Source organism: Kitasatospora sp. NPDC033851, from assembly GCF_055576085.1.
On sequence record NZ_JBVIRL010000020.1, the window covers coordinates 104,174 to 126,404 of the forward strand.

19 protein-coding genes, 1 tRNA gene and 1 riboswitch are annotated in these 22,231 nt (G+C 71.8%); of the genes, 10 read left to right on the top strand and 10 right to left on the bottom strand.

Annotated features, from left to right (window positions below; all coding sequences use genetic code 11):
* Positions 1-40: 40 nt before the first annotated feature.
* From ACZ51D_RS31485 to ACZ51D_RS31495, 3 genes are all read right to left on the bottom strand, one after another.
* The gene (locus ACZ51D_RS31485) at positions 41-778 is read right to left on the bottom strand and encodes a CDP-alcohol phosphatidyltransferase family protein (RefSeq protein WP_465664229.1); all 738 of its coding nucleotides are present in this window, start codon (positions 776-778) and stop codon (positions 41-43) included.
* A 91-nt stretch (positions 779-869) separates the two neighbouring features.
* Positions 870-1,931: an iron-containing alcohol dehydrogenase family protein gene (locus tag ACZ51D_RS31490; RefSeq protein ID WP_360489774.1), complete on the bottom strand. Its 1,062-nt coding sequence runs from the start codon at positions 1,929-1,931 to the stop codon at positions 870-872.
* Positions 1,919-2,674, bottom strand: coding sequence for a phosphocholine cytidylyltransferase family protein (locus ACZ51D_RS31495; RefSeq protein WP_465619937.1), 756 nt, complete (start codon positions 2,672-2,674; stop codon positions 1,919-1,921). Before ACZ51D_RS31495 ends, ACZ51D_RS31490 begins: the two co-directional genes overlap by 13 nt.
* Positions 2,675-3,319: 645 nt before the next feature.
* Between ACZ51D_RS31495 and idi the strand changes: the two genes are divergently transcribed.
* Positions 3,320-3,967, top strand: coding sequence for an isopentenyl-diphosphate Delta-isomerase (gene idi, locus ACZ51D_RS31500; RefSeq protein WP_360489778.1), 648 nt, complete (start codon positions 3,320-3,322; stop codon positions 3,965-3,967).
* Between the two features lie 64 nt (positions 3,968-4,031).
* On the opposite strand, the gene ACZ51D_RS31505 is transcribed toward idi, so the two are convergent.
* Positions 4,032-4,571 (bottom strand): ATP-binding protein, encoded by a 540-nt coding sequence (locus ACZ51D_RS31505; protein WP_360489780.1) that lies wholly within the window; start codon positions 4,569-4,571, stop codon positions 4,032-4,034.
* Between the two features lie 344 nt (positions 4,572-4,915).
* Here ACZ51D_RS31505 and ACZ51D_RS31510 point away from each other — a divergent pair.
* Positions 4,916-5,000: transfer RNA gene (locus ACZ51D_RS31510), tRNA-Leu, on the top strand.
* A gap of 309 nt (positions 5,001-5,309) precedes the next feature.
* A complete protein-coding gene (locus ACZ51D_RS31515) occupies positions 5,310-6,968 on the top strand; it encodes an APC family permease (protein WP_360489782.1) in 1,659 nt (552 codons plus the stop codon).
* Between the two features lie 134 nt (positions 6,969-7,102).
* On the opposite strand, the gene ACZ51D_RS31520 is transcribed toward ACZ51D_RS31515, so the two are convergent.
* From ACZ51D_RS31520 to ACZ51D_RS31530, 3 genes are read right to left on the bottom strand one after another with little or no spacing between them, the layout of a single operon-like run.
* Entirely contained in the window at positions 7,103-7,597 is a 495-nt protein-coding gene (locus ACZ51D_RS31520; RefSeq protein WP_465664191.1) for a hypothetical protein, read from the bottom strand.
* A complete protein-coding gene (locus ACZ51D_RS31525; protein WP_465619932.1) occupies positions 7,594-9,309 on the bottom strand; it encodes an alpha/beta hydrolase in 1,716 nt (571 codons plus the stop codon). Before ACZ51D_RS31525 ends, ACZ51D_RS31520 begins: the two co-directional genes overlap by 4 nt.
* A gap of 2 nt (positions 9,310-9,311) precedes the next feature.
* Entirely contained in the window at positions 9,312-9,725 is a 414-nt protein-coding gene (locus ACZ51D_RS31530; protein ID WP_465664192.1) for a hypothetical protein, read from the bottom strand.
* A gap of 461 nt (positions 9,726-10,186) precedes the next feature.
* Between ACZ51D_RS31530 and ACZ51D_RS31535 the strand changes: the two genes are divergently transcribed.
* The gene (locus ACZ51D_RS31535; RefSeq protein ID WP_465619928.1) at positions 10,187-11,614 is read left to right on the top strand and encodes an aldehyde dehydrogenase family protein; all 1,428 of its coding nucleotides are present in this window, start codon (positions 10,187-10,189) and stop codon (positions 11,612-11,614) included.
* A 112-nt stretch (positions 11,615-11,726) separates the two neighbouring features.
* Here ACZ51D_RS31535 and ACZ51D_RS31540 read toward each other — a convergent pair whose 3' ends face one another.
* The gene (locus tag ACZ51D_RS31540; protein ID WP_465619926.1) at positions 11,727-13,184 is read right to left on the bottom strand and encodes a glycine hydroxymethyltransferase; all 1,458 of its coding nucleotides are present in this window, start codon (positions 13,182-13,184) and stop codon (positions 11,727-11,729) included.
* Between the two features lie 20 nt (positions 13,185-13,204).
* Positions 13,205-13,301, bottom strand: a riboswitch (ZMP/ZTP riboswitch).
* Positions 13,302-13,571: 270 nt separating this feature from the next.
* On the opposite strand from ACZ51D_RS31540, the gene ACZ51D_RS31545 reads away from it, so the two are divergent.
* The 4 genes from ACZ51D_RS31545 to ACZ51D_RS31560 all read left to right on the top strand — a co-directional run bounded on the left by ACZ51D_RS31545 (position 13,572) and on the right by ACZ51D_RS31560 (position 19,371).
* Positions 13,572-14,582, top strand: a complete 1,011-nt coding sequence (locus ACZ51D_RS31545) for an ABC transporter permease (RefSeq protein ID WP_465664193.1) — start codon at positions 13,572-13,574, stop codon at positions 14,580-14,582.
* A gap of 137 nt (positions 14,583-14,719) precedes the next feature.
* Complete coding sequence (locus ACZ51D_RS31550; RefSeq protein WP_465664194.1) at positions 14,720-16,474, top strand: ABC transporter substrate-binding protein; 1,755 nt, start codon at positions 14,720-14,722, stop codon at positions 16,472-16,474.
* A 133-nt stretch (positions 16,475-16,607) separates the two neighbouring features.
* A complete protein-coding gene (locus ACZ51D_RS31555) occupies positions 16,608-17,600 on the top strand; it encodes an ABC transporter permease (protein WP_465619922.1) in 993 nt (330 codons plus the stop codon).
* Positions 17,601-17,613: 13 nt separating this feature from the next.
* A complete protein-coding gene (locus ACZ51D_RS31560) occupies positions 17,614-19,371 on the top strand; it encodes a dipeptide ABC transporter ATP-binding protein (protein ID WP_465619920.1) in 1,758 nt (585 codons plus the stop codon).
* A 103-nt stretch (positions 19,372-19,474) separates the two neighbouring features.
* On the opposite strand, the gene ACZ51D_RS31565 is transcribed toward ACZ51D_RS31560, so the two are convergent.
* Positions 19,475-20,071 carry a GNAT family N-acetyltransferase gene (locus ACZ51D_RS31565; RefSeq protein WP_465619918.1) on the bottom strand — a complete coding sequence of 199 codons (597 nt, stop codon included), beginning with the start codon at positions 20,069-20,071 and terminating at the stop codon, positions 19,475-19,477.
* A 41-nt stretch (positions 20,072-20,112) separates the two neighbouring features.
* On the opposite strand from ACZ51D_RS31565, the gene ACZ51D_RS31570 reads away from it, so the two are divergent.
* Together ACZ51D_RS31570 and ACZ51D_RS31575 are read left to right on the top strand one after the other, a co-directional pair.
* A complete protein-coding gene (locus ACZ51D_RS31570) occupies positions 20,113-20,523 on the top strand; it encodes a cytidine deaminase family protein (protein ID WP_360489797.1) in 411 nt (136 codons plus the stop codon).
* A 395-nt stretch (positions 20,524-20,918) separates the two neighbouring features.
* Entirely contained in the window at positions 20,919-21,482 is a 564-nt protein-coding gene (locus tag ACZ51D_RS31575; RefSeq protein WP_465619915.1) for an EF-hand domain-containing protein, read from the top strand.
* A 40-nt stretch (positions 21,483-21,522) separates the two neighbouring features.
* Here ACZ51D_RS31575 and ACZ51D_RS31580 read toward each other — a convergent pair whose 3' ends face one another.
* Positions 21,523-22,098 (bottom strand): TetR/AcrR family transcriptional regulator, encoded by a 576-nt coding sequence (locus tag ACZ51D_RS31580; RefSeq protein ID WP_465619913.1) that lies wholly within the window; start codon positions 22,096-22,098, stop codon positions 21,523-21,525.
* Positions 22,099-22,231 lie beyond the last annotated feature (133 nt).

Here is a 22,231-nt window from a genome sequence, read left to right on the forward strand (position 1 = left end):
GCCCACGCGCACCTGTCGATCATTCGCTCGCTCCGCTCGCTCATCGCAGCCTGCTCGAGAGGACGATGCTCAGCAGGTGCAGCACGGTCTGCAGCATGGCGATCGCCGCCAGGACGACCACCGCGAGCCGGGTGAAGAAGAGCCCGCCGTGCACGGTGTCGGCGATCCCGGCGGCCAGGATGAACAGCGAGGCCTCGACCGCGCCGACCAGGCGGTGGAACTTCAGGAGCGAGGCCGCCCGGCGGGCCTTGGCGACGGTGGCCGAGCGCGGCACCGAGGCGCTGTCCTCGACGGCCGTCAGACCGGTGCGGGCCCGGGCCACGTCCACCAGGTCCGTCTCGGACTTGATCAGGATCGCGCCGAGCGCGGCCAGCGTGCCGAGAAAGGCCCACTCCCAGTGCGAGCCGCCGCCCTCGCGGTGCAGCAGGTCGGTGGCGCGCAGGCCGAGGCCGGTCAGCAGGGCCGCCTCGGACATGTAGTGGCCGACCCGGTCCAGGTAGACGCCGGTGAGCGAGGTCTGCCGGCGCCAGCGGGCCACCTCGCCGTCCACGCAGTCCAGCAGCAGGTAGACCTGGATCAGCAGGGCACCCAGGACCGCGCCCGCGATGCCCGGCACGACCAGCGCGACGCCGGCCAGGATGCCGGTGCACATCATCAGGTACGTCAGGCCGTTGGGCGTGATCGCCGTCACGGTGGAGAGCACGCGGGTGATCCGCAGCGAGATCCTCCGCATGTACAGACGCCCGGCCCAGTGCTCGGCGCTGCGGCGCTGGAGCATGCCCTCCGGGTGGATCACCGCGCGCAGCTCCTCGATCGAGGGCCGGCGGGTCAGGTCCACCGGGGGCCGTTCGGCGCCCGCGGTGGAGGGGTCAGCTGTTGAGGGCTTGGACATAGTCGGCGTACGCGTCCCTGATAGCGGAAGGGGAGAGGTCGAGGTGCTCAAGGATGGTGAAGCGTCCCGGGCGGGTGTTCGGAGCGTAGTGCACCGCTTCGGTGAACTCCGCTTCGGTGAAGCCGATCTGAGCGGCGGTCACCGGCAGCCCGTGGCTCGCCAGGCGCTCCACGATCAGACCGGTCAGCTCGCGCTCGCCCCGCAGGAAGCTGGCGAACGCGGCACCGAGGCCGACCTGTTCGCCGTGCTGGGCGGACCGCTTGGGATACAGCACGTCCAGGGCATGCGAGATCTCGTGGCAGGCGCCTGACGAAGGCCGGGTGCTGCCAGCGATGTTCATCGCGATGCCGGACAGTACCAGGGCTTCCGCGAGGGCTGTCAGGAGGTCCTGATCCTGAGTGTTTCCTGGGTGCCGCAGCAGGTTCTCGCCCGCCGAGCGGGCCATCGCGACGGCCAGCCCGTCCACCGGCTCGCCGGTGACCGCGTGCGACAACTCCCAGTCCGCGCAGGCCGAGATGTTGGAGACGACGTCGCCGATGCCGGCCGCGACGAAGCGCTGCGGGGCCTCCCGGATCACGTCCAGGTCGACGATGATGCCGATCGGGCTGGGCACCCCGTAGGAGCCCCGGCCGGCGTCGTTGTCGAGGGTGGAGACCGGCGAGCAGATGCCGTCGTGGGCCAGGTTGGTGGCGACCGCGACCAACGGCAGGCCGACCCGGGCGGCGGCGTACTTGGCGGCGTCGATGATCTTGCCGCCGCCGAGGCCGACGATCGCGTCGTAGTGCCCGCCGCGCATCGCCTCGGCCAGCCGCACCGCGCTGTCCAGGCTGCCGTCGTCCACGTTGTACCAGTCGGCGCCCGGCAGGGCCGGCTCCAGGCGACGGCGCATGGCCGCGCCGGAGCCGTTGCTGATCGCCACCGCGATCCGGCCCGAGGCCGACAGCCGCTGGTCCGCGAGGATCCCGCCGAGCGCGTCCAGCGCGCCCGAGCGGATCTCCACGAACAGCGGCGACGGGACCAGTCGGGTCAGTACTGGCACGCGATCTCCCGCGCCTTCGCCAGGTCGTCGTGGTTGTCGACCTCGACCCAGGAGACCTCGCCGATCGGCTGCACGTCGATCCGCAGGCCGCGGTCGACCATCTCCTGGTAGCCGTCCTCGTAGTACAGCTGCGGGTCGCGCTCGTAGGTGACGCGCAGCGCGTCGGTCAGGTCGGCGGCGGCGGACGGGTTGATCACCGTGACGCCGATGTACTCGCCGCTCGCCTCGGCCGGGTCCATCAGCTTGGTGATGCGGCGCATACCGGCGGCCGGGTCGACGACGACCTTCATCTCCTCGTCGGCGAGCTTCTTCACCGTGTCGAGGGCGAGCAGGATGCCGGGGGCGGTGCCGCCGTCGAGGAGACGCTGGTTGCCCTCCAGCATGGTGCGCTGGACGGAGGCCGGGTGGACGGTGTCGCCGTTGGCCAGCAGCAGACCCTCGCCGAACAGGTCGCGGGCGCACCAGAGCGAGTACGCGTTGTTCCACTCCTCGGCCTTGTCGTTCTCGACCAGGTGGAGCTTGACGCCGTACTTGCTCTCCAGGGCGTCCTTGCGGTCGTACACCGCCTCCTTGCGGTAGCCGACGACGATCGCGGCCTCGCGCAGTCCGACCTCGGCGAAGTTGCCGAGGGTGAGGTCCAGGACGGTCCGCTCCCCGTCGACCGGCACCAGCGCCTTGGGCAGGGTGTCGGTGTACGGGCGCAGCCGGCGGCCGGCGCCGGCTGCCAGAACGAGGCCGATCATGCGGGGTCTCCTGATCCGTCGTGCTGTGCGCGCGGGCCGTGCCGAGGGGCGGCGGCGCTGCTTCGCCGGACGGGGTGCGACCGGGCCGGGCAGCGGCGCGCCGGTGCCGGCACAGATCCGGGCACCGTGTCGTATGTGATGGTAGGCGACTTGGACGACCGGCCCGAACGCGCCCGGAGACGGGACGGTGACGGAGGGGTGACCAGGCGGTGGCGGCGGCGTTCGTGCGGGCGGTCGTGCGCGGGTGTCCGCGTACGGGTCTCGCGTACGGGTCACGTGCGGGTTTCGCGTACGGGTGGGGCGGGTGTCCGCGCCGGGCCGCTTCCGGAGTCCTCCGGACCGCGCCGGGCCGCGCCGGGCCGCGCCAGGCCGCGCCAGGCCGGTCGAACGACCACCGAACGTGCGTCGAACGATTCTGCGACGATCGTGATTCTTACGAGGGCTTCTCCGACCCCTCTCTGCCCGGATTCCGACTCCTCCGTGTCATGATCCGCCCGGTTGTGCGTGGGACCCCTACCCGGCGCCACCCATACGGCAGACTGGAGCCCGACGCCGGCGCCGGTGCCCCCGCTGTGTCCACCGCGCCACCCGGTGCGCCGGACGCACCCGATGCTCCCGTTGCTCCCGCTCCCGGAAAGAGGCCCCATGCCCCAGAGTCTGCCGACCGACCCGACCCACTTCGCCGCCGACATCGACACCGGTCTCGACGTGGAGACCGACGTGTCGGCCGACCCGCGGACCGCCTCGGCGGCCGGCACCGAGATCCTGCTGGAACTGGTCGACGACGAGGGCGTCACGATCGGCACCGCCGAGAAGCTCTGGGCCCACCAGCAGCCGGGCCGGCTGCACCGCGCCTTCTCGGTGTTCCTCTTCGACCGCCAGGGCCGCCTGCTGCTCCAGCGCCGGGCCCTCGGCAAGTACCACTCCCCCGGCGTCTGGTCGAACACCTGCTGTGGCCACCCCTACCCGGACGAACCGCCCTTCGTCGCCGCCGCCCGGCGCACCGCGGAGGAGCTGGGCGTCGCCCCGGCGCTGCTCTGCGAGGCCGGCACCGTCCGCTACGACCTGCCGGACGAGGCGTCCGGGCTGATCGAGCGGGAGTGGAACCACCTCTTCGTGGGACTGGTCACCGCCGCGGTCGAGCCGAACCCGGACGAGGTCGACGACTTCGCCTTCGTGACCGCGCAGGAGCTGCGGGAGCTGCGGGCCGAGCGGCCGTTCTCGGTCTGGTTCGAGACGGTCTTCGAGGCGGCGCTGCCGGGGATCCGGGAGATCGCCGGGCGGGACTGGTAGGCGGTCGGTCCCGGTGCGGGGCCGGCGGCCGGTCCGGGTGCGTCGCTCGTCTACGGCGGACCGGTCAGCGCTCGGGCTCCGGGGGGACGGGCAGTGAGGCCCAGATGACCTTTCCGCCCTCCCCGGTCCGCTCGACGTCGCACACCCCGCCGGCCTGCAACGTGACGCTCTTCACCAGCAGCAGGCCGCGCCCGCCGGTACGTCCGGTGTCGTTCTCCAGCGCCTTGGGCCGGTACGGGTCGCCGTCCTCGACCGACACCCGCACCCAGCCCCCGCGCACCGACAGCTCGGTGATCACCTCGGGCGAGAGCTCGGCCGCGTGTGTCACCGCGTTGCTCACCAGCTCCGAGACGATCAGCAGCAGGTCGTCCACCAGCTCCTGGTAGCGCACCCCGGCCATGCCCTGGGCCAGCAGGCGGTCGCGCACCGCGTGCCTGGTGAGCGGCACCGAAGCCTCGGCGGCGGGCACCGGGAAGCGCCACAGGCCCTCGGCGGGGCCGTTCCCCGGACTGCCGCGTCTCGGTTCGGCCTCCGCCGTCCCGCTGATCTGCTCCACGTCCAGCCGCCCTTCGTCCGCGACCCGGGAATCAGGCGATCCGCTCATGGCGCCCTCGGTCCACAGAGGCTAGGAGAGCGGTCCCGGCGACTGTGGCACCGTCGACAACTTGCCCGTGTCGGATCGCTTCCGACCGGAACCGATCGCTGGCGCTACCGGAGTCGACCGGTTCCTTCGCGGTCGCCATCGCTTCGGGCGGGGTTCGAGCGTGTTCGCCAGCTGTACCAACCTGTGCGGCGGGCCTCCCGGGGCCTCCGGGCAGGTCTCCGGGCCCCTCGGCGCCCCTCGAGGTCCGGACCCGAGGAAGCGCAGGTGAGAAGCACTCCAGAACCCTGGTAATGTTCTCTCTGTCGCCGAGGGGGCGAGAGAAAAACCTCCGAAGCACACACCCTGTCCGGGTGGCGGAATGGCAGACGCGCTAGCTTGAGGTGCTAGTGCCCTTTATCGGGCGTGGGGGTTCAAGTCCCCCCTCGGACACAGCTGAATTCCCCGTGGGATCCGAAAGGAACCCGCGGGGAATTTTCTTTTTCCCGCCCGAGTTCCCGTCCGACTTTCGGCCGCTCCCCGACCGCAGCCTCCCGTGGCGGTGTGGCGCCGGCCTCTCCGCAGGTGCTCGCCGGTCCGGAAACCGGACACGAGATGGCAACGATCGAACGGTTTGAGCTTCCTCTGAGGTATTCGCCCGTTTTTGGACCATAAGCTGCTGTGCGTTTGTCCGGAATACGGACTCAAAACCGCAAAAACACCGACACCACCCCATGAACCCCGAGCGAAAGGACCGATACGTTGAGTGAGCCCGAATCCTCGACGGCATCACACCAGAACTACCGCCGATCGCTCGGCACCATCAGCCTGACCGCGGTCGGGCTGGGGTCGATCATCGGATCCGGGTGGTTGTTCGGTGCCGAGCGGGCCGCCAGGCTCGCCGGGCCGGCCTCGATCCTCGCCTGGGTGATCGGCGCCGCGGTGGCGCTGACCATCGCCCTCACCTACAGCGAGCTGGGCTCGATGTTCCCCAAGGCCGGCGGCATGGTCCGGTACGGCCAGTACTCGCACGGCTCGCTGGCCGGGTACCTGGCCGCCTGGGCCAACTGGATCGCCATCGTCTCGGTCATCCCGGGCGAGGCCACCGCCTCCGTCCAGTACATGAGCTCCTGGCACTTCGGCTGGGCGAAGGGGCTCTTCGACGGCCAGGAACTGACCCTCAGCGGTGTGGCCCTGGCCAGCGTGCTGCTGGTCGTCTACTTCATCCTGAACTGGTTCGCGATCACGCTGTTCGCCAAGACCAACACGGCGATCACCGTCTTCAAGGTCATCGTGCCGACGCTGACCGCCGGCGCGCTGCTCCTCGCGCACTTCGACACCGCGCACTTCACCGACCACGGCGGCTTCGCGCCGAACGGCTGGAGCGCGGTGTTCACCGCCGTCGCGGTCTCCGGCATCGTCTGGGCCTTCAACGGCTTCCAGTCGCCGCTCAACCTGGCCGGCGAGGCCCGCAACCCCGGCAAGTCGCTGCCGAAGGCCGTCATCGGCTCGATCCTGATCGCCCTGGTGATCTACGTCGCGCTGCAGATCGCCTTCCTCGGCGCCATCCCGAGCGGCGACCTCTCCAAGGGCTGGAGCGGCCTCGGCTACACCTCGCCGCTGGCCGACCTCGCGATCGCCTGGGGCATCAACTGGCTCGCGATCCTGCTCTACGCGGACGCCTTCATCTCGCCGTCCGGTACCGGCATGATCTACGCCGCCACCACCTCGCGCATGATCCACGGTGTGCAGGAGAACGGCCACCTGCCGAAGATCTTCGGCAAGGTCGACGCCAAGACCGGCATCCCGCGCCCGGCGCTGCTGCTCAACCTGGTGGTCGCCTTCCTGTTCCTCGCGGTCTTCCGCGGCTGGGGCTCGCTGGCCGAGATCGTCTCGGTGGCCACCGTGATCTCGTACATCACCGGCCCGGTCGCCGTGATGGCTCTGCGCCGCCTCGCCCCCGACCTGCCGCGCCCCGTCCGGCTGCGCGCCATGCCGGTCATCGCCCCGGTCGCGATGGTCTTCGGCTCGCTGGTGCTGTACTGGGCCCGCTGGCCGCTCACCGGCAAGGTCATCCTGCTGATGGCCGCCGGTCTGCCGATCTGGGCCTGGTACGAGCTGCGCAAGCCGTTCGCCGAGCTGAAGCCGCACCTCGCGGCGGGCGCCTGGATGGTCGCCTACCTGTTCGTGATGGCCGGTGTCTCGTGGGCCGGCAGCAGCGACTTCGGCGGGCACGGCTACCTGCCGGAGGGCTGGGACCTGCTGATCGTGGCCGCGATCGGGCTCGCCTTCTACTACTGGGGCGTCGCCAGCGCCTGGGCCAACCCCTCGCTGGCCGCGGTCCGGCAGGAGATGGCGGAGGCGGAGCTCGCCGAGGACGCTTCGGCTCCCGCCGAGGCGGGCGAGCCTTCGCGGGTCTGAGCCGCTGAGTCTCCGAATCGGGTGACATGTCGAAGGGCCGGTCGGGTACCGGCCCTTCGGCGTTCCCACAGGACTTGCCCGGCTTCAGGGCTTGCCCGCCTTCAGGACTTGCCTGCCTTCAGGCGTGCCGGCGGTCAGGGCTTGCCCGCCGGCACGCAGGAGGCCCGGACGGTCAGGTGGAAGGTGTCCGGGGCGGTGTCGGGCTCGCCGAGCACCACCGAGGCGGTGAACTCGTCGGAGCCCTTGGCGAGGTCGAGCCGCCGGTCGTCACGGTGCCGGACGGCGAACCCGTCCTGCGCGAGCCGCTGCCGTACCGCTTCGAAGACCTCCGGCGCCTTCGAGGCCGACAGCCCGCTCAGGTCGTAGGTCAGGTACGGCAGGTAGGTCGGGGTCGAGCCGACCGGCCCGGGAGCGCACTCGTCCCTGTCTGACTGGGGCGCGGACACCCGTGCCGCGTCCTTCCCGGGGACTGCGGCGAGCGCGGCGGTGGCGTAGGCCCGGACCTTCTCCTCGGCCCGGCCGAGCCGCATCGACGGGGTGTCGCTGCCGCAGGCGGCGAGGGCGAGGAGGGTGGCGGGCAGCAGCAGGCCGAGCGCGGCGGTCCGCCGGGGGTGGGTGGGTCGGATCATGTGACCGGCTGTCCCGCGATGACCTGGCCGAACGCCTTCCAGGACGGCGTGTTCGCGTTCCAGTAGTGGTCGTGGTCGGTGTCCTGGGCCGGCAGGTGCTGGGCGCCGAAGGCCGGGTTCATCGGGTCCCGGCCGAACCGCAGGTGGTAGTCGTCGCTGGTCGGGTCGAGGTTGTCGATGTCGATCGCCGGGGTCCAGTCCGTGATCGAGTCCTTGCCGCCGAGCACGGTGTAGACGTGGCCGGGGTCGATCTTGGTGCCGTTCCCGAGGTCGGTGTTGAGGTCGGCGGCCCGTTCGACGCCGACGCCGGGACTCCCGGCGAAGATCACGGTGTCCACCGGCAGTCCCTTGTCGCGCATGGTGTAGCCGACCACGGTGCTGCCGTAGCTGTGCCCGATGATGGTGTTGTGGGACGGCGTGCCCTGGTGGGTGGCGCGCAGGCCGGACTGGAAGTTGAACAGGTCCTGCTCGGCGTCCTTGGCGTAGCCCTCGTAGGCCGCGTCCGGGACGGGCGCCCCGAGCGTGGGCGAGGCGGTCTGGGGCGCCGCGTAGTTCACGTACGCGATCGTGGAGACCTTGGCGCCCGGACTGGACTGTTCCGCGCTGCGGTACATCTCCTTGGCCTTGTCCATGGTGCCGCCGACGCCGCCGAGCCGGGACTCGGTGCCGGGCACGAAGGTGGCCACGTGGTCGGCGGTGTCCGGGTCGTTCAGGGCCAGGATCGCGCGGCCGCCCACCGCCGCGGCGTCGAGCCGGAGCAGGTACGGCCGCGGGTTGCTGTCGGTCACGGGCTGGGCGAGGCGGTCCTGGAGCGTCTGGAGGCCGTGCAACTCGTCCTCCAGGCCCTTGCGCTGGGCCTCCCAGACCACGTGCTCCGGGTTCTTGGCGGCGCCGCCCGGCGTACCCACCCAGGAGGTCGGCTCGGCCTGGTCGAGGGCGGCGAGCTGGGTGCGGAGGTCCGACTGGGCCCGGGTCAGGTTGGTCCGGTTCGCCTGGTCCCGGGCAGCGGCGGGGATGCCGTCGAGATTGCCGACCTGGTCGGGGTGGTTGAGGATCAGCCGCTGCTGCTGGGCCGACGTCAGACCGTCCCACCAGGTCTTGACGTCCGCGGGCTTGGTGCCGGCCGGCGGGACGTGGTCCGTCGCGTCGTCCGCGGCCCGGTCGGCCGCGACCGCCGCGCCGGTCAGGCCGGTGCCGTCGGCGGCGTGCTGGGCGAAGCGGTTCAGCTGGCCGGTGATCGCCCGGTCCGCCTGGGCTCCCTCGTTGAGGGCCGCGGTGATCCGCGCGCTGATGTCCTCCGCCCGCTTGCGTATGGCGTCGTCGGCCGAGGCCGCCTGGGTGCCCCCGGGCTGACCGGGGGCGGGACCCCAGCTGATCTGACCGTCGGGGGCCACCGTGAGACCGTCCGCCTTGGCGTCGTCGAGGGCGGCCACCAGGTGGGACTGCGCCAGTGCGAAGGCCTCGCCGGCGGCGCTCAACGAGCGGCTGACGAAGACGAGTTCCTCGTGCGCGTTCTGCAGCTTGGTGGTGAAGGCCTGGAGGTCGCCGAAGACCTGGGTGGCGGTCGTGCCCGTCCAGCCCGACAGCCGGTTGACGACGGTGCTCTGCCAGACGTCGATGTGCTCGGCGAACTTGCCGGCCAGGGCTTCGTAGGCGTTCTTGGCGCCGGCCAGGTCGTTGAGGTCGGCGTCGTGGAGCGTCGCGATGTCCACGGTCACCGTCCCTTCGAGGACTGGTCGCCGACGATCACCGTGTTGAACGGGTCCGGTCTGGACGGGCCGGGCGTGGACGGGGAGGTGCTGGCGGCCGTCCGGGCGGCGGTGCCGTCCAGGTCGTCGGCGATGTTGCGGTCGCTCGACCCGTAGGACTGCGCGATCTGCTGCAGCTTGGTCCCGTACCGGCCGAGGTCGCCCGCCAGACTGTTCAGCAGCGTGGCCCAGTTGGCGGTGCAGTTGTGCAGGGCCGTCGCGGTGGTCCAGCCCTTGAGGCCGCCCTCGGCCTTTCCGCTCGCCTCGGTCAGCGCCTGGTCCTCGCCCGGGACGGCCTGCGCCAGTTGCTGGGCACTCTGCCCACTTGCCGTCAGATCGCTTGGCCTGACGACGAGTTCGAGTGCTTTGTCCGGATCCACTGTCGCTGTCCCCCCTGATCGCCCGTCGATGGACGAGGACAAGGACGCCGGGGACCGGAGGGCAGTTCCGTGCGGAACCGGGCTTCGTGTACCTCCGTTCTGCCTGGTCCGGGGCCTCCTGGTCACCTTCTTCGAGGATGGCCTCCGTCTCGGTTCGCGCGCCCGGCGTGGTGGCGGGCGGTCCTCGTCAACGAGGGCCGGGAGCAGCGTTGCGGCACCCGGATCGGCGCGGTGGCGGATGGCAGGCCGGTGCCGTGGCCGTGCGAGGACCCGGAGCGGCTGGACGCGCGGCGAGCCGAGGCGGGCATCGAGCGGTTCGACGAGTGCACCGCACGGTTCTGCCCCGTGGAACCGGCAAGTTGCCGGGCCGGATGGGCTCTTGCGCGCGGCTGCCCGGCCGTTTTGACTGGCCTCCGACCAGCACTGTCAGTCAAGCGGCTGAGCTGATGAGAGGACAACCGGTGCAGCAGTACGCGGAGTACAGCGACCAGTACATCGACGGCGCCTGGCGGCCCTCCGGGGACCCCGGCTCGATCGCCGTCCTGAACCCGGCGACCGAGCAGGTGCTCGCCACGGTGCCGGCCGGCGGGACGACCGACGTCGACGCGGCGGTGGCGGCAGCCCGCCGGGCCGCCCGGAGCTGGGCCGCGACCACCCGCGAGGAGCGGCTGGACCTGCTGACCCGGCTGCGCGACGGGCTCGCCGCCGCACAGAACGAGATCACCGAGACGGTCGTCGCCGAACTGGGCGCCCCGGTCGGCTTCACCGCCGCCGTGCACGCCGGGCTGCCGCTGACCGTGGCGACCTCCTACCTGACCCTGCTCGCCGAGCACCCCTTCGAGGAGCGGATCGGCAACTCGGTGGTACACGCCGAGCCGGCCGGGGTGGTCGCGGCGATCACGCCGTGGAACTACCCGCTGCACCAGATCGTGGCCAAGGTCGTCCCCGCCCTGGCGGCCGGCTGCCCGGTGGTCCTCAAGCCGGCCGAGGACACCCCGCTGGTGGCCCGGCTGTTCGCCCGCCTGGTGCACGAGGCCGGGTTCCCGGCCGGCGTGTTCAACCTCGTCACCGGCACCGGGGAACTGGCGGGCGCGGCGCTCATCGCCCACCCGGGGGTGGACGTGGTCTCGTTCACCGGCTCCACCGCCGTCGGCCGGCAGGTCGCCGAGACGGCCGGCCGGGGCCTCAAGCGGGTCGCCCTGGAGCTCGGCGGCAAGTCGGCCAACGTCGTCCTGCCGGGCGCCAACATCACCCGCGCGGTCAAGACCAACGTCGCTGGCGTCTTCGCCAACTCGGGCCAGACCTGCAGCGCCTGGACCCGCCTGCTGGTGCACGAGGACCAGTACGAGGAGGCGATCACGCGAGCCGCCAAGGCCGCCGCCCCGTACGTGCCCGGCGACCCCACCGACCCGCAGACCCGGATCGGCCCGGTGGTCAACGCCAAGCAGCTGGCCCGGGTGCGCGGCTACATCGACGGCGCGCTGGCCGAGGGCGCCCGGCTGGTCGTCGGCGGCTCGGAGTCCGTCGCCGAACTGCCCACCGGCTTCTACGTCCGCCCGACCGTACTCGCCGACGTGACACCGGAGATGGCGGTGGCCCAGGAGGAGGTCTTCGGCCCGGTCCTGGTGATCCTCGCCTACCGCGACGAGGACCACGCCGTCGAACTCGCCAACGGCACCCCGTACGGCCTGGCCGGCGGCGTCTGGGCCCGCGACACCGACACCGCCGCCGCCTTCGCCCGCCGCCTCGACACCGGCCAGGTCGACCTCAACGGCGGCCGCTTCAACCCCCTCGCGCCCTTCGGCGGCTACAAGGACTCCGGCCTCGGCCGCGAACTGGGCCGCCACGGGCTGGAGGAGTTCCTGCAGTACAAGTCGCTGCAGTACTAGCGGAATCGGGTGTCGCCCGGGGCCGTCGGCGGAGGTGCCGGCGGCCCCGGGCGTTCCCGGCGGCGTGCGGGGGGTGTGGGGGTGTGGGGGCTCCCCGTGTTCCGGGCGGTCGTCAGGCGAGGTCGATGCCCGGGTAGAGGGGGTACGGGGTGAGGAGGTCGGCGGCGCGCTTGGCGGTGGCGTCGCGGAGGGCGGCGTCGAGGGTGTAACCGGCCTTGGACGGGGTGCCGTTGGCGGCGGTGGTGGGGATGGTGGCGCGCAGGACGGTGTCGATCAGTTCGGCGATCTCGTCCATCTCGGCAGCGCCGAGGCCGCGGGTGGTGAGGGCGGGGGTGCCGAGGCGGATGCCGGAGGTGTACCAGGCACCGTTGGGGTCCTGCGGGACGGAGTTGCGATTGGTGACGATGCCCGAGTCGAGCAGTGCCGCCTCGGCCTGCCGGCCGGTCAGGCCGTAGCCGGAGACGTCGGCGAGGACGAGGTGGTTGTCGGTACCGCCGGTGACCAGCTTGGTGCCGCGGCGCAGCAGGCCCTCGGCGAGGGCCTGGGCGTTGGCGACGACGGCGTGGGCGTAGGCCTGGAACTCGGGGCGGCGGGCCTCGGCGAAGGCGACGGCCTTGGCGGCCATGACGTGCGAGAGCGGGCCGCCGAGCACCAGCGGGCAGCCGCGGTCGACGTGTTCGGCCAGCTCGGCGGTGCAGAGCACCATGCCGCCGCGCGGGCCACGCAGGGACTTGTGGGTGGTCGTGGTGACGATGTGGGCGTGCGGGACGGGGTCGTGGTCGCCGGTCAGCACCTTGCCCGCGACCAGGCCGGCGAAGTGCGCCATGTCGACCATGAGGGTGGCGCCGACCTCGTCCGCGATCTCGCGCATCAGACGGAAGTTGACCAGCCGCGGGTAGGCGGAGTAGCCGGCGACGATGATCAGCGGGCGGAACTCGCGGGCGGTCTCCCGCAGCGCGTCGTAGTCGATCAGGCCGGTGGCCGGGTCGGTGCCGTAGCTGCGCTGCTCGAACATCTTGCCCGAGATGTTGGGGCGGAAGCCGTGGGTGAGGTGGCCGCCGGTGTCGAGGGACATGCCGAGCATGCGCTGGTTGCCGAGCTCGTGGCGCAGCTGTGCCCAGTCCTCCTCGGTGAGGTCGTTGACGTTGCGGACCCGGGCCCGCTCGAGAGCCGGGCTCTCGACCCGCTGGGACAGGACGGCCCAGAAGGCGGTGAGGTTGGCGTCGATGCCGGAGTGCGGCTGGACGTAGGCGTGGTCGGCGCCGAACAGCTCGCGGGCGTGCTCGGCGGCGAGGGTCTCGACGGTGTCGACGTTGCGGCAGCCCGCGTAGAAGCGGCGGCCGGCGGTGCCCTCGGCGTACTTGTCGCTGAGCCAGTTGCCCATGGCGAGGAGGACGGCCGGGGAGGCGTAGTTCTCGCTGGCGATCAGCTTCAGCGAGGCGCGCTGGTCGGCGAGTTCCCGGCCGATGGCGGCGGCGATCCGCGGTTCGACGGCGGCGACCACGTCGAGGGCGCTGCGGAAGGCGGTGTCGGCGGCGGGGGTCGCGGCGGTGTGGGGCTGCTGGGCCAAGGCGGTCTCCTGACGGGGATGCGGATGGCCCAGGCGCTCGGCAACTTCACGTGAGGTTTCACGAGGCTGCTTCCCGATGGTTGATTCCATCCCTACGCGCCAGTCGCAGCCCACCGGGATCGTATCAACATCGGACGGACTGTGGCGGAGGTCTCAGAATGCGGAACGCCCGGTCCGATTTGTCATCTTATGTCCGTTTCTTTTGCGACGCCGGTGTTGCGGCGAAATGAAGCCGCCACATTTCCCGAAACAGTGCCGCAGGAATACCAACGAGCGCCCGGAAGGTGATTTGCGGTCCCTCGGACGCATCCGATCAAATGTCGTTCGAACAGCCCACGGGAAACCCCGTAGGCCGTACCGGAAATGCACACCAGCGCACCCTCACCCATGGGCGGCGGAGAATTCGGGGGTTACGCCTCATGGCAGTGGTCGACACAGTCCCCAGTCCCTACGGCCGGGCCCGCGACCGCCGCGGCCCCGAGCCCGCTCCGCCGGATCCTGCGGAACCGGGTCGGTGCCGCCGCCCTGGCCGTCGTGCTGCTGTTCCTGCTGCTCGCCGTCGCGGCCCCGCTGATCGCCGCGCTGTACGGGAAGAACCCGGTCGAGCACTACGGCCAGAACACTCCGGGCCTGCTCAGCGACGGCGGCCTGCCGATGCTGCCGAACGGCGGGATCTCCGGAGATTTCTGGTTCGGCCTGGAGCCCGGCCTCGGCCGGGACGTGTTCACCCAGCTGCTGTACGGCATCCGCACCTCTCTGCTGATCGCCTTCGCCGCCGCCACCGTGACCACCGCACTGGGCGTCCTGGCCGGCGTCGCGGTCGGCTATCTCGGTGGAATCGCGGACCGGCTGTTCGGATTCCTCGCCAATGCGCTGCTGGCCTTTCCGACCCTGCTCCTACTGCTCGCACTCAGCCCGGTCATCCAGTCCCGGCTGGTCGATCCGGGCGCCGCGGAACCGGAGTGGATGCAGTTCCTGGTGCTGATCCTGGTTTTCTCCGTGTTCGGCTGGATTCCGCTCGCACTTTCCCTTCGGGCCACTGTGCGCTCGCTCCGGGAAAGGGATTTCGTGCAGTCCGCCCGGGCCCAGGGCGCGAGCCGGCTCCATGTCGTCGTCCACGAACTGCTGCCGAATGTGCGCTCGCAGCTGCTGGTCCACGCCACCATGGCGGTGCCGGGCTACGTCGCCTCCGAGGCCGCGCTGTCCTTCCTCGGTGTCGGCATCACCGAGCCGGTCCCGGACTGGGGGCGGATGATCTCGCGCGGTTCGGAGGTCTTCCAGGCCGACCCCACCTACCTGGTCTTCCCCGGGACGGCGCTGCTGCTGTTCGCGATCGCCTTCAACCTGCTCGGCGACGCCGTCCGGGACGCGCTGGATCCGCGTGCCGGCGTCCGCTGAGACCTGCTGAACCCTGCTGAATCCGCTCAGCCCTGCTCAATCCGCTGAGTCCCGCTGCGTCCGCTGAGCAACACCCTTCCCATCCGTCAACCCGAACCGTCCCCGGCGCGATCCGCCGGGGCGAGGAGAGATTCGCCATGCGCTGGACCAGACCGTCCCTCGCCGTCACCGCCACCGTCCTGCTGGCGACCTCCTGCTCGGCCGGCGCGGGCAGCACCGGCTCCTCCGGCGCCGGGGCCTCCGCCAAGGAGACCTCCCCGCTGACCGCCGTGCTCGGCACCGAGCAGGACAGCGCCGGGCCGGCCCCCGCCGTCCCGGGCGCCCGCGCGGGCGGCACGCTGAACGTGTACAACAGCGTCGAGTTCCGCCACCTCGACCCGCAGAAGGTCTACGCGGGCGCCACCTACAACGCCTCGCTGCTCTGGGGGCGCCAGCTGACGCAATATCAGATTGTGGACGGCAACGCCAAGTTGGTCGGCGACCTGGCCACCGACACCGGCACCTCCGCCGACGGCGGGCGCACCTGGACGTACCGGCTCAAGCAGGGCGTGGCCTGGGAGGACGGCAAGCCGATCACCGCCCAGGACGTCAAGTACGGCATCGAACGCACCTTCGGCAAGGGCTACGAGGTCGGCCCGCCCTACTGGCCGCAGTGGCTCACCGGCGAGGCGAACTACGAGGCGGCGCGCGCCCAGTACGCGGGCCCGCAGGACGGCGACCTGGCCGCGATCGAGACCCCGGACGAGCGCACCGTCGTCTTCCACTTCCCGCAACCGCAGGCCGACGTCCCGTACATGGCCGCGCAGTCCTCCTCCTCGCCGGTGCGCCGGGACAAGGACACCGGGACGGACTACGACCGCCGGCCGTTCGCCACCGGCCCGTACCGGATCGTCGAGCACGTCCAGAACACCCGGATGGTGCTGGAGCGCAACCCGGCGTGGAAGCCCGAGACCGACCCGATCCGCAACCAGTACCCGGACAAGTTCGTCTTCACGTACGGCAAGGAGGCGCTCAACCTCAACCAGGAGATCCTCTCCGGGCGGGACGGCGGCGCCAACGCCACCACCGCCGCCGACACCCTCTCCCCCGAGCTGTACCAGACGGCCGACACCGACCCGAAGGCCAAGGAACTGGTCGTCTCCGGCCGCCAGGGCGCCTTCGTCACCCAGCTGGTGATCAACAACGAGCGGGTGCCGGACCTCGAGGTCCGCAAGGCCCTGAACCTGGCCTACCCGCGTCAGCAGGCCCGCCAGGTCCAGGGCGGCGCCCGGACCGGCGAACCGGCCACCACGCTCAGCTCGCCCGCGCTGATCGACTGGCAGAAGTACGACCTCTACCCGGCCAAGCCCGAAGGCGACCCGGAGGCCGCCAAGGCCGAACTCGCCAAGGCCAAGCAGGCGCCGGGCAGCCTCACCTACGGGTACAAGAACACGCCGAACGGGCAGCGCGTCGCACAGGTCCTGGTGGACGGCTTCGCCAAGGCGGGGATCACCGTCGTGCCCAAGCCGATCGACCCCAAGGCCTTCCTCGACGAGGTGCACCGCGCCGACTCCCCGTACGACCTGTTCGAGGAGACCTCGTCGGTCGACTGGCCCACCCCGTCCACGCTGATCCCGTTCTCCTTCGACGGCCGCGCCGGCGGCGACATCAACTCCGCGCGCTACCGCAACCCGGAGGTGGAGAAGGAGATCGACCGGATCAACCGGATCGGCGAGCCGCGCGCCAAGGCCAAGGAGCTGTACGCGCTGGAGCAGACAGTGATGAAGGACCTGCCGGTGCTGCCGTTCGCCTACCCGACCGTCAGCCAGCCGCGCGGCAGCAACGTCGGCGGGGCGTTCATCCACCCGATCTACGGGACGGTCTCGCTGGCCTGGCTGTACCTGAAGTCCTGAGCTGTACCTGACGTCCTGAGTGGACGGGGCCCGCTCCCACCCCCTGCCGGTGGGCGGGGCGCGGGCCCCGCTCCCCCGTCGTCTCCTTCCCCCGTCGTCTCCTTCCCCTGCCACGTCGACCCCCGGACCGACCATGCTCTCCTTCGTCCTGCGGCGGACCGTCCAGGCCCTCGCCGTCCTGGTCGCGGTCTCCGCCGCCGCCTTCGCCCTCTTCTACGCCGCACCCGCCGACCCCGCCCGCGCCGCCTGCGGCCCGCGCTGCGACAGCGGACAGGTCGCGGCGGTGCGCCAGAGCATGGGCCTGGACCAGCCGCTCCTCGCCCAGTACACCGACTACCTGGTCGGGGTCGTCGCCGGGCGGGACATCAACGACGTGGACGGCTCGGCCCTCCACTGCGCCGCGCCCTGCCTCGGCTACTCCTACCGACTGCACCAGCCCGTCAGTGAGGCGCTGGCCGACCACCTGCCGGTCACCTTCTCGCTGACCGCCGGGGCGCTGGCCGTCCTGCTGGTGCTCGGCCTCGGCGCCGGCTTCGTCTCCGCGCTGCGACACGGACGGCGGACCGACCGGCTGCTGTCCGGCTTCACCCTGGTCGGCGCCAGCGTGCAGATCTACTTCCTCGGATACCTCGCGCAGTGGCTCCTGGTCTACTCCACCGGCCTTCTGCCGCTGCCCTCGTACACCGCGCCGGCCGAGGACCCGGCGGCCTGGGCGGGCGGGATGCTGCTCCCCTGGCTCGTCCTCGGCTTCGTCAACTCGGCCGTTTTCGCCCGGCTTTCGCGTTCGCAGCTGCTGGAGACGATGAACGAGGAGTACGTCCGCACGGCCCGTGGCAAGGGCCTCGGACAGCTGCGCGCCCACCTCAAGTACACCTCGCGCGGCGCCGCCGGGCCGCTGGTGCAGCTGCTCGGGCTGGAGGCCGGGGCGCTGCTCGGCGGGGCGGTGATCACCGAGACCGTGTTCGGACTGAACGGGGTCGGGCGGTTCGCCGCGCAGGCCGTGGCCGGGCAGGACCTGCCCGCCGTGGTCGGCGCGGTGCTGCTGGCCGCCTGCTTCGTGGTGCTGTTCGTCACGCTGGCCGACCTCGTGGTGGCCTGGCTCGACCCGCGTGTCCGGCTGAGCTGAGGGGAGTCCTGTGATGAAGTCCGATGTTCCGGGTGCCGACGTGAGCGGTGCCGAGCCCGTGCTGAGAGTGCGCGATGCGAGCGGCGCCCAGCCTGTGCTGAGTGTGCGCGACCTGACCGTCACCTTCGCCGATCCGCGCGGTGGTGCGCCCGTGACCGCCGTCCAGGGACTCTCCTTCGACCTCGGCCCGGGTGAAGTCCTGGGCCTGGTCGGAGAGTCGGGCTCCGGCAAGTCGACCGTCGGCCTCGCCGTCCTCGGCCTGCACGACCCGCGCACCACCACCGTCACCGGGTCGATCCGGCTGGGCGGGCAGGAGTTGGTGGGCGCCGGGGAGGACACGCTGCGCGGTGTACGGGGCGGCCGGGCCGCACTGGTCTTCCAGGACGCGCTCACCTCGCTCAGCCCCTTTCACGGCGTCGGCGCCCAACTCGCCGAGATGTACCGACTGCACCACCCCGGGACGGGCCGCGCCGAGGCCCGTCGACGGGCGGCCGAGATGCTCGACCGGGTCGGCATCCCGACGGCCCGGGTGCGCGACTACCCGCACCAGTTCTCGGGCGGGATGCGCCAGCGCGTGATGATCGCGATGGCGCTGATGAACGATCCGCAGCTGCTGATCGCCGACGAGCCGACCACCGCCCTGGACGCCCGCGTCCAGCGGCAAATCCTCGACCTGCTGGGCGAGTTGCAGCGCGAGCACGGCACCGCCGTGCTGCTGGTCAGCCACGACCTGGGCGTCGTCGCCGGGACGACGGACCGCACGCTGGTGCTGCGCGGCGGCGTCCGGATCGAGTCCGCGCCGACCGCCGAACTGCTGACCGTGCCGCGCGAGCCGTACACCCGGGCACTCGTGGGGGCCACGCTCCCACTGGACTCCGTACCGGGCATGTCGCTGCCGACAGTTGATGGTCCGTCACCCTCGCGGGCGTACCGGCCGAGGGTCGTCGAGCGACCCGAGCGATGGCTGGTCGAGGTGGAGGACCTCACCGTGCACTTCCCCGGGCGACGGCGCCTCCCCGGAAGGCGCCGCTTCCCCGGAGGGTGGCGCCTCCCCGACCTGCGGGCCGAGCCGGTCCGGGCGGTCGAGGGCGTCAGCCTGCGGATCGCGCCCGGCGAGACGGTCGGGCTGGTCGGCGAGTCCGGCTCCGGCAAGTCCACCACCTCGCGGGTCCTGGCCGGCCTTCAACGGCCGACCAGCGGAAGGGTGTTGTACGACGGCCTGGACGTCACCCGCCCGGACCGGGAGCTGCGGCACCGGCTCGGCCGCGAGATCCAGTTGGTCTTCCAGGACCCGTACGCCTCGCTCAACCCGCGCCGTACCGTCGCCCAGACCCTCGACACCCCGCTGCGCCTGCACACCCCGCTGACCCCGGCCGAACGGCGGGAGCGGTCCGCCGAGTTGCTGGAGCAGGTCGGACTGAACGCCGTACACCTGGACCGCTACCCGCACGAATTCTCCGGCGGGCAGCGCCAACGGATCGGCATCGCCCGGGCCCTGGCCCCGCAGCCGCGCCTGATCATCGCGGACGAACCGGTCTCGGCACTCGACGTGTCGGTGCAGGCACAGGTGCTCAACCTGCTGATGGAGCTGCGCGAACGCCTCGGCGTGGCCTTCCTGTTCGTCTCGCACGACCTCGCCGTGGTCCGGCACTTCTGCGACCGGGTGGCGGTCATGCACCGGGGCCGGCTGGTGGAGTCCACCGACCGGGACCGGCTGTTCGCCGCGCCGCACACCGAGTACACCCGGGAGCTGCTGGCGGCGGTGCACTGAGGCGGGGTGGGGCGGGCGGTCCGCGCGGGCCGGTTCCTCGCGGGCGGGGTTCCTCGCCGACGGCTCACGCGGGCGGCCCGCCCGGGCGGCTTCGCTCGCGGGGTCAGCGCGGGTCGTCGGGGAGGAGCGCGTAGAGGTACATGTCGCGGCGCTCCCCGCCGATCGTGCGGTGGGAGCGCAACAGGCCCTCGCGGCGGAAGCCGGTCCGCTCGGCGGCGCGCAGCGATCCGGTGTTCCACGGCTCGATGGACAGCTCCAGCCGGGCCAGGCCCAGTTCGTCCAGCGCCCAGTCGGCGACGGCCCGCAGCGCGTGGCCCGCCACGCCCCCGCCGCGCGCCGAGGGAGCCGTCCAGTAGCCGATCGAGGCACGGTCGTCGGGCTGCGGGAACAGGCCGACGAAGCCCACGGCCCGGTCCGGCGCCTCTGCCCCGTCCGCTTCTGCCCCGCCGCCCGCCCCTCCCCCGTCCGCCTGGCAGGCGACCGCGAAGGAGCAGCCGGCGCCGTCGGCGGCCTTCGCCCACTGCCGCTCGACGAAGGCCCGCCCGGCCGCCTCGTCGTACGCGGCCGGAACGGTGGTGACCAGCGGGATGTACGGGTCGGCGGCGGCCTCCCGGATGACCGGCAGGTCGGTGAGGCGCCAGGGGCGCAGGGTGAAGGGGCCGGCGGAAAGGGTTGGCACGATCAGGGGCGGGCGGTTCATGATCGAAGCCTGTCAGGTCCGATCAAAGAGGTGTAGCGAATATGTCCACCAGCAACCAGGCACCCGTGGACACGGAGCTCGTCGAGGCAGCCCAGGAGGTGGCGCGGCGGTACGCGCGGGGCGACAACCACACCGTGGCGGCCGCCGGGCGCAATGCCGACGGGCGGATCGTCACCGCCCTGAACGCCTACCACTTCACCGGCGGGCCCTGCGCGGAGCTGGTGCTCATCGGGGCGGCGGCCGGGCAGGGGGCGTACGAGCTCACCACCGTCGTGGCGGTCGGCGACCGGGAGCGCGGGGTGATCCCGCCGTGCGGGCGCTGCCGCCAGGCGCTGCTGGACTACTTCCCGCAGGTGCGGATCATCGTCGGGCAGGGGTCCGAGCTGCGCACCGTACCGGTGCTGGACCTGCTGCCGGAGACGTACGTCTGGGCCGACCACCAGGAGGACTGACCACCAGGGGGGATGGCCCCAGGAGAACTGACCACCCGGAGGATTGAGGGCACGCTTAGCAGGCCGGCACTCGGGTGCGCGGGGGAATCAGCAGCCGGTCACCCGCATGTGCGAACCGGCGGCGGGCTTTCCGGATACGGCCGACGGCGCTCAGTAACGTGCGGCGGAACGGTCCACGCAGCACGCCCACCGACTTCGCCGCGCCCGGCGACCCCCGCCAGGTCGTCGCCAGCCTTCACCGGTGCCAGATGACCCGCTCCCACCACCCCTGATCCCACCGACCGCGCTCGCGCAGGCATTCGCCCTTCGTTCTGCTGCGCGATTCCGGCTCAAGGCGTTAGCGTGCAGGCGATGTGACATAGCAGACGTAGGAATCGCCAGCCCGAGGGGGCACATTGTCGGACGACCTGCTCAACGCGAAGATTCACCACGGTTTCGATCACCTCGACGCCGACGGCGACGGCCTGCTCACCGAACGGGACCACGTCCTGATGGGCCACTCGGTGGCCCGCTCGCTCGGCCACCAGGAGGGCTCGGAGGCGGAAGCCGTCATCGTCCGCGCCTACCTGACGATCTGGCACGACCTCCACCTCGCGCGACTGCCCGCCGGCACCGAGGCGATCACCCGCGAGCAGTTCACCGCCTCGACCGGCTCGCTCGCCGACGACCCCGAGGCCGCCCGGGACATCCTCGGCGCGCTCGCCGAGGCCTTCCTCGCCGTCGCCGACGCCGACCACAGCGGAACCGTGGACGCGGGCGAGTTCTTCGTCTTCCAGCGCGGCCACTTCGCCGGCCTCGGCCGCGACGACGCCGACGAAGCCTTCCGCCACCTCGACACCGACGGCGACGGCGTGCTGTCCGCGGCCGAGTTCACCAACGCGATCATCGAGTACTGGACCAGCCGCGACCCGGACGCACCCGGCAACTGGTGGACAGGCAAGCCCCCGCACGGCTTCTGAGCCGGACTTACGGACGGGACGGAGCGAAGGATCGTCCCGGTCAGGCGGCCGGGACGATCCGCTCGACGATGGTGTCGACCAGCGCCGCGAGGCCGTCGACGCCCAACACCTCGGGCAGGGTGAGGTGTTCGATGATCAGGCCGGTCATGGCGAGGTAGAGCACGATGACGGCCTCCCGGTCGCCGGGGAGGCCCTCGCCCAGGTGGTAGGCGATGTTGGCCTCCAGGTCGTCCCGGATGGTGCGGGTGAGCTGGGCCCGCAGGTCCGGGCGGCGGGTGGCCTCCAGACGCAGCTCGAGCATCGCGAGGTAGCCGGCCCGGTCGGCGCTGACGCGGCGGATCAGCTCGTGCATCAGGGCCGTGACCAGGGCGCGGTCGCGGGGGGCGCGCATCAGCTCGTCGATGATCGCCGGGTCCGGGATGATCCGGTGGTGGATGTGCCGGGCGGTCTGGTGGAGCAGGTGGTCCCGGCTGGCGAAGTAGTTGGAGGCCGTGCCCTTGGGGACGCCGGCCTGGACGTCGACCGCGCGGAAGGTGAGGCCGCGGGCGCCCTCGTGGGCGAGGACCTCGATGGCGGCGTCGGCGAGGGCGGTGCGGCGGGCGGGGTTCTGGACCATGGGCCGATTCTGCCTCCTGCGGACTTCCGGGACTCGGGGCGGTACCGGATCGGGGCGACATGGGCTCGAGGAGCCGGTTTCAGGAGATTCCTTGTTTCAGGAACCCCTTGATTTCAGGAGACCCCTGGCAACC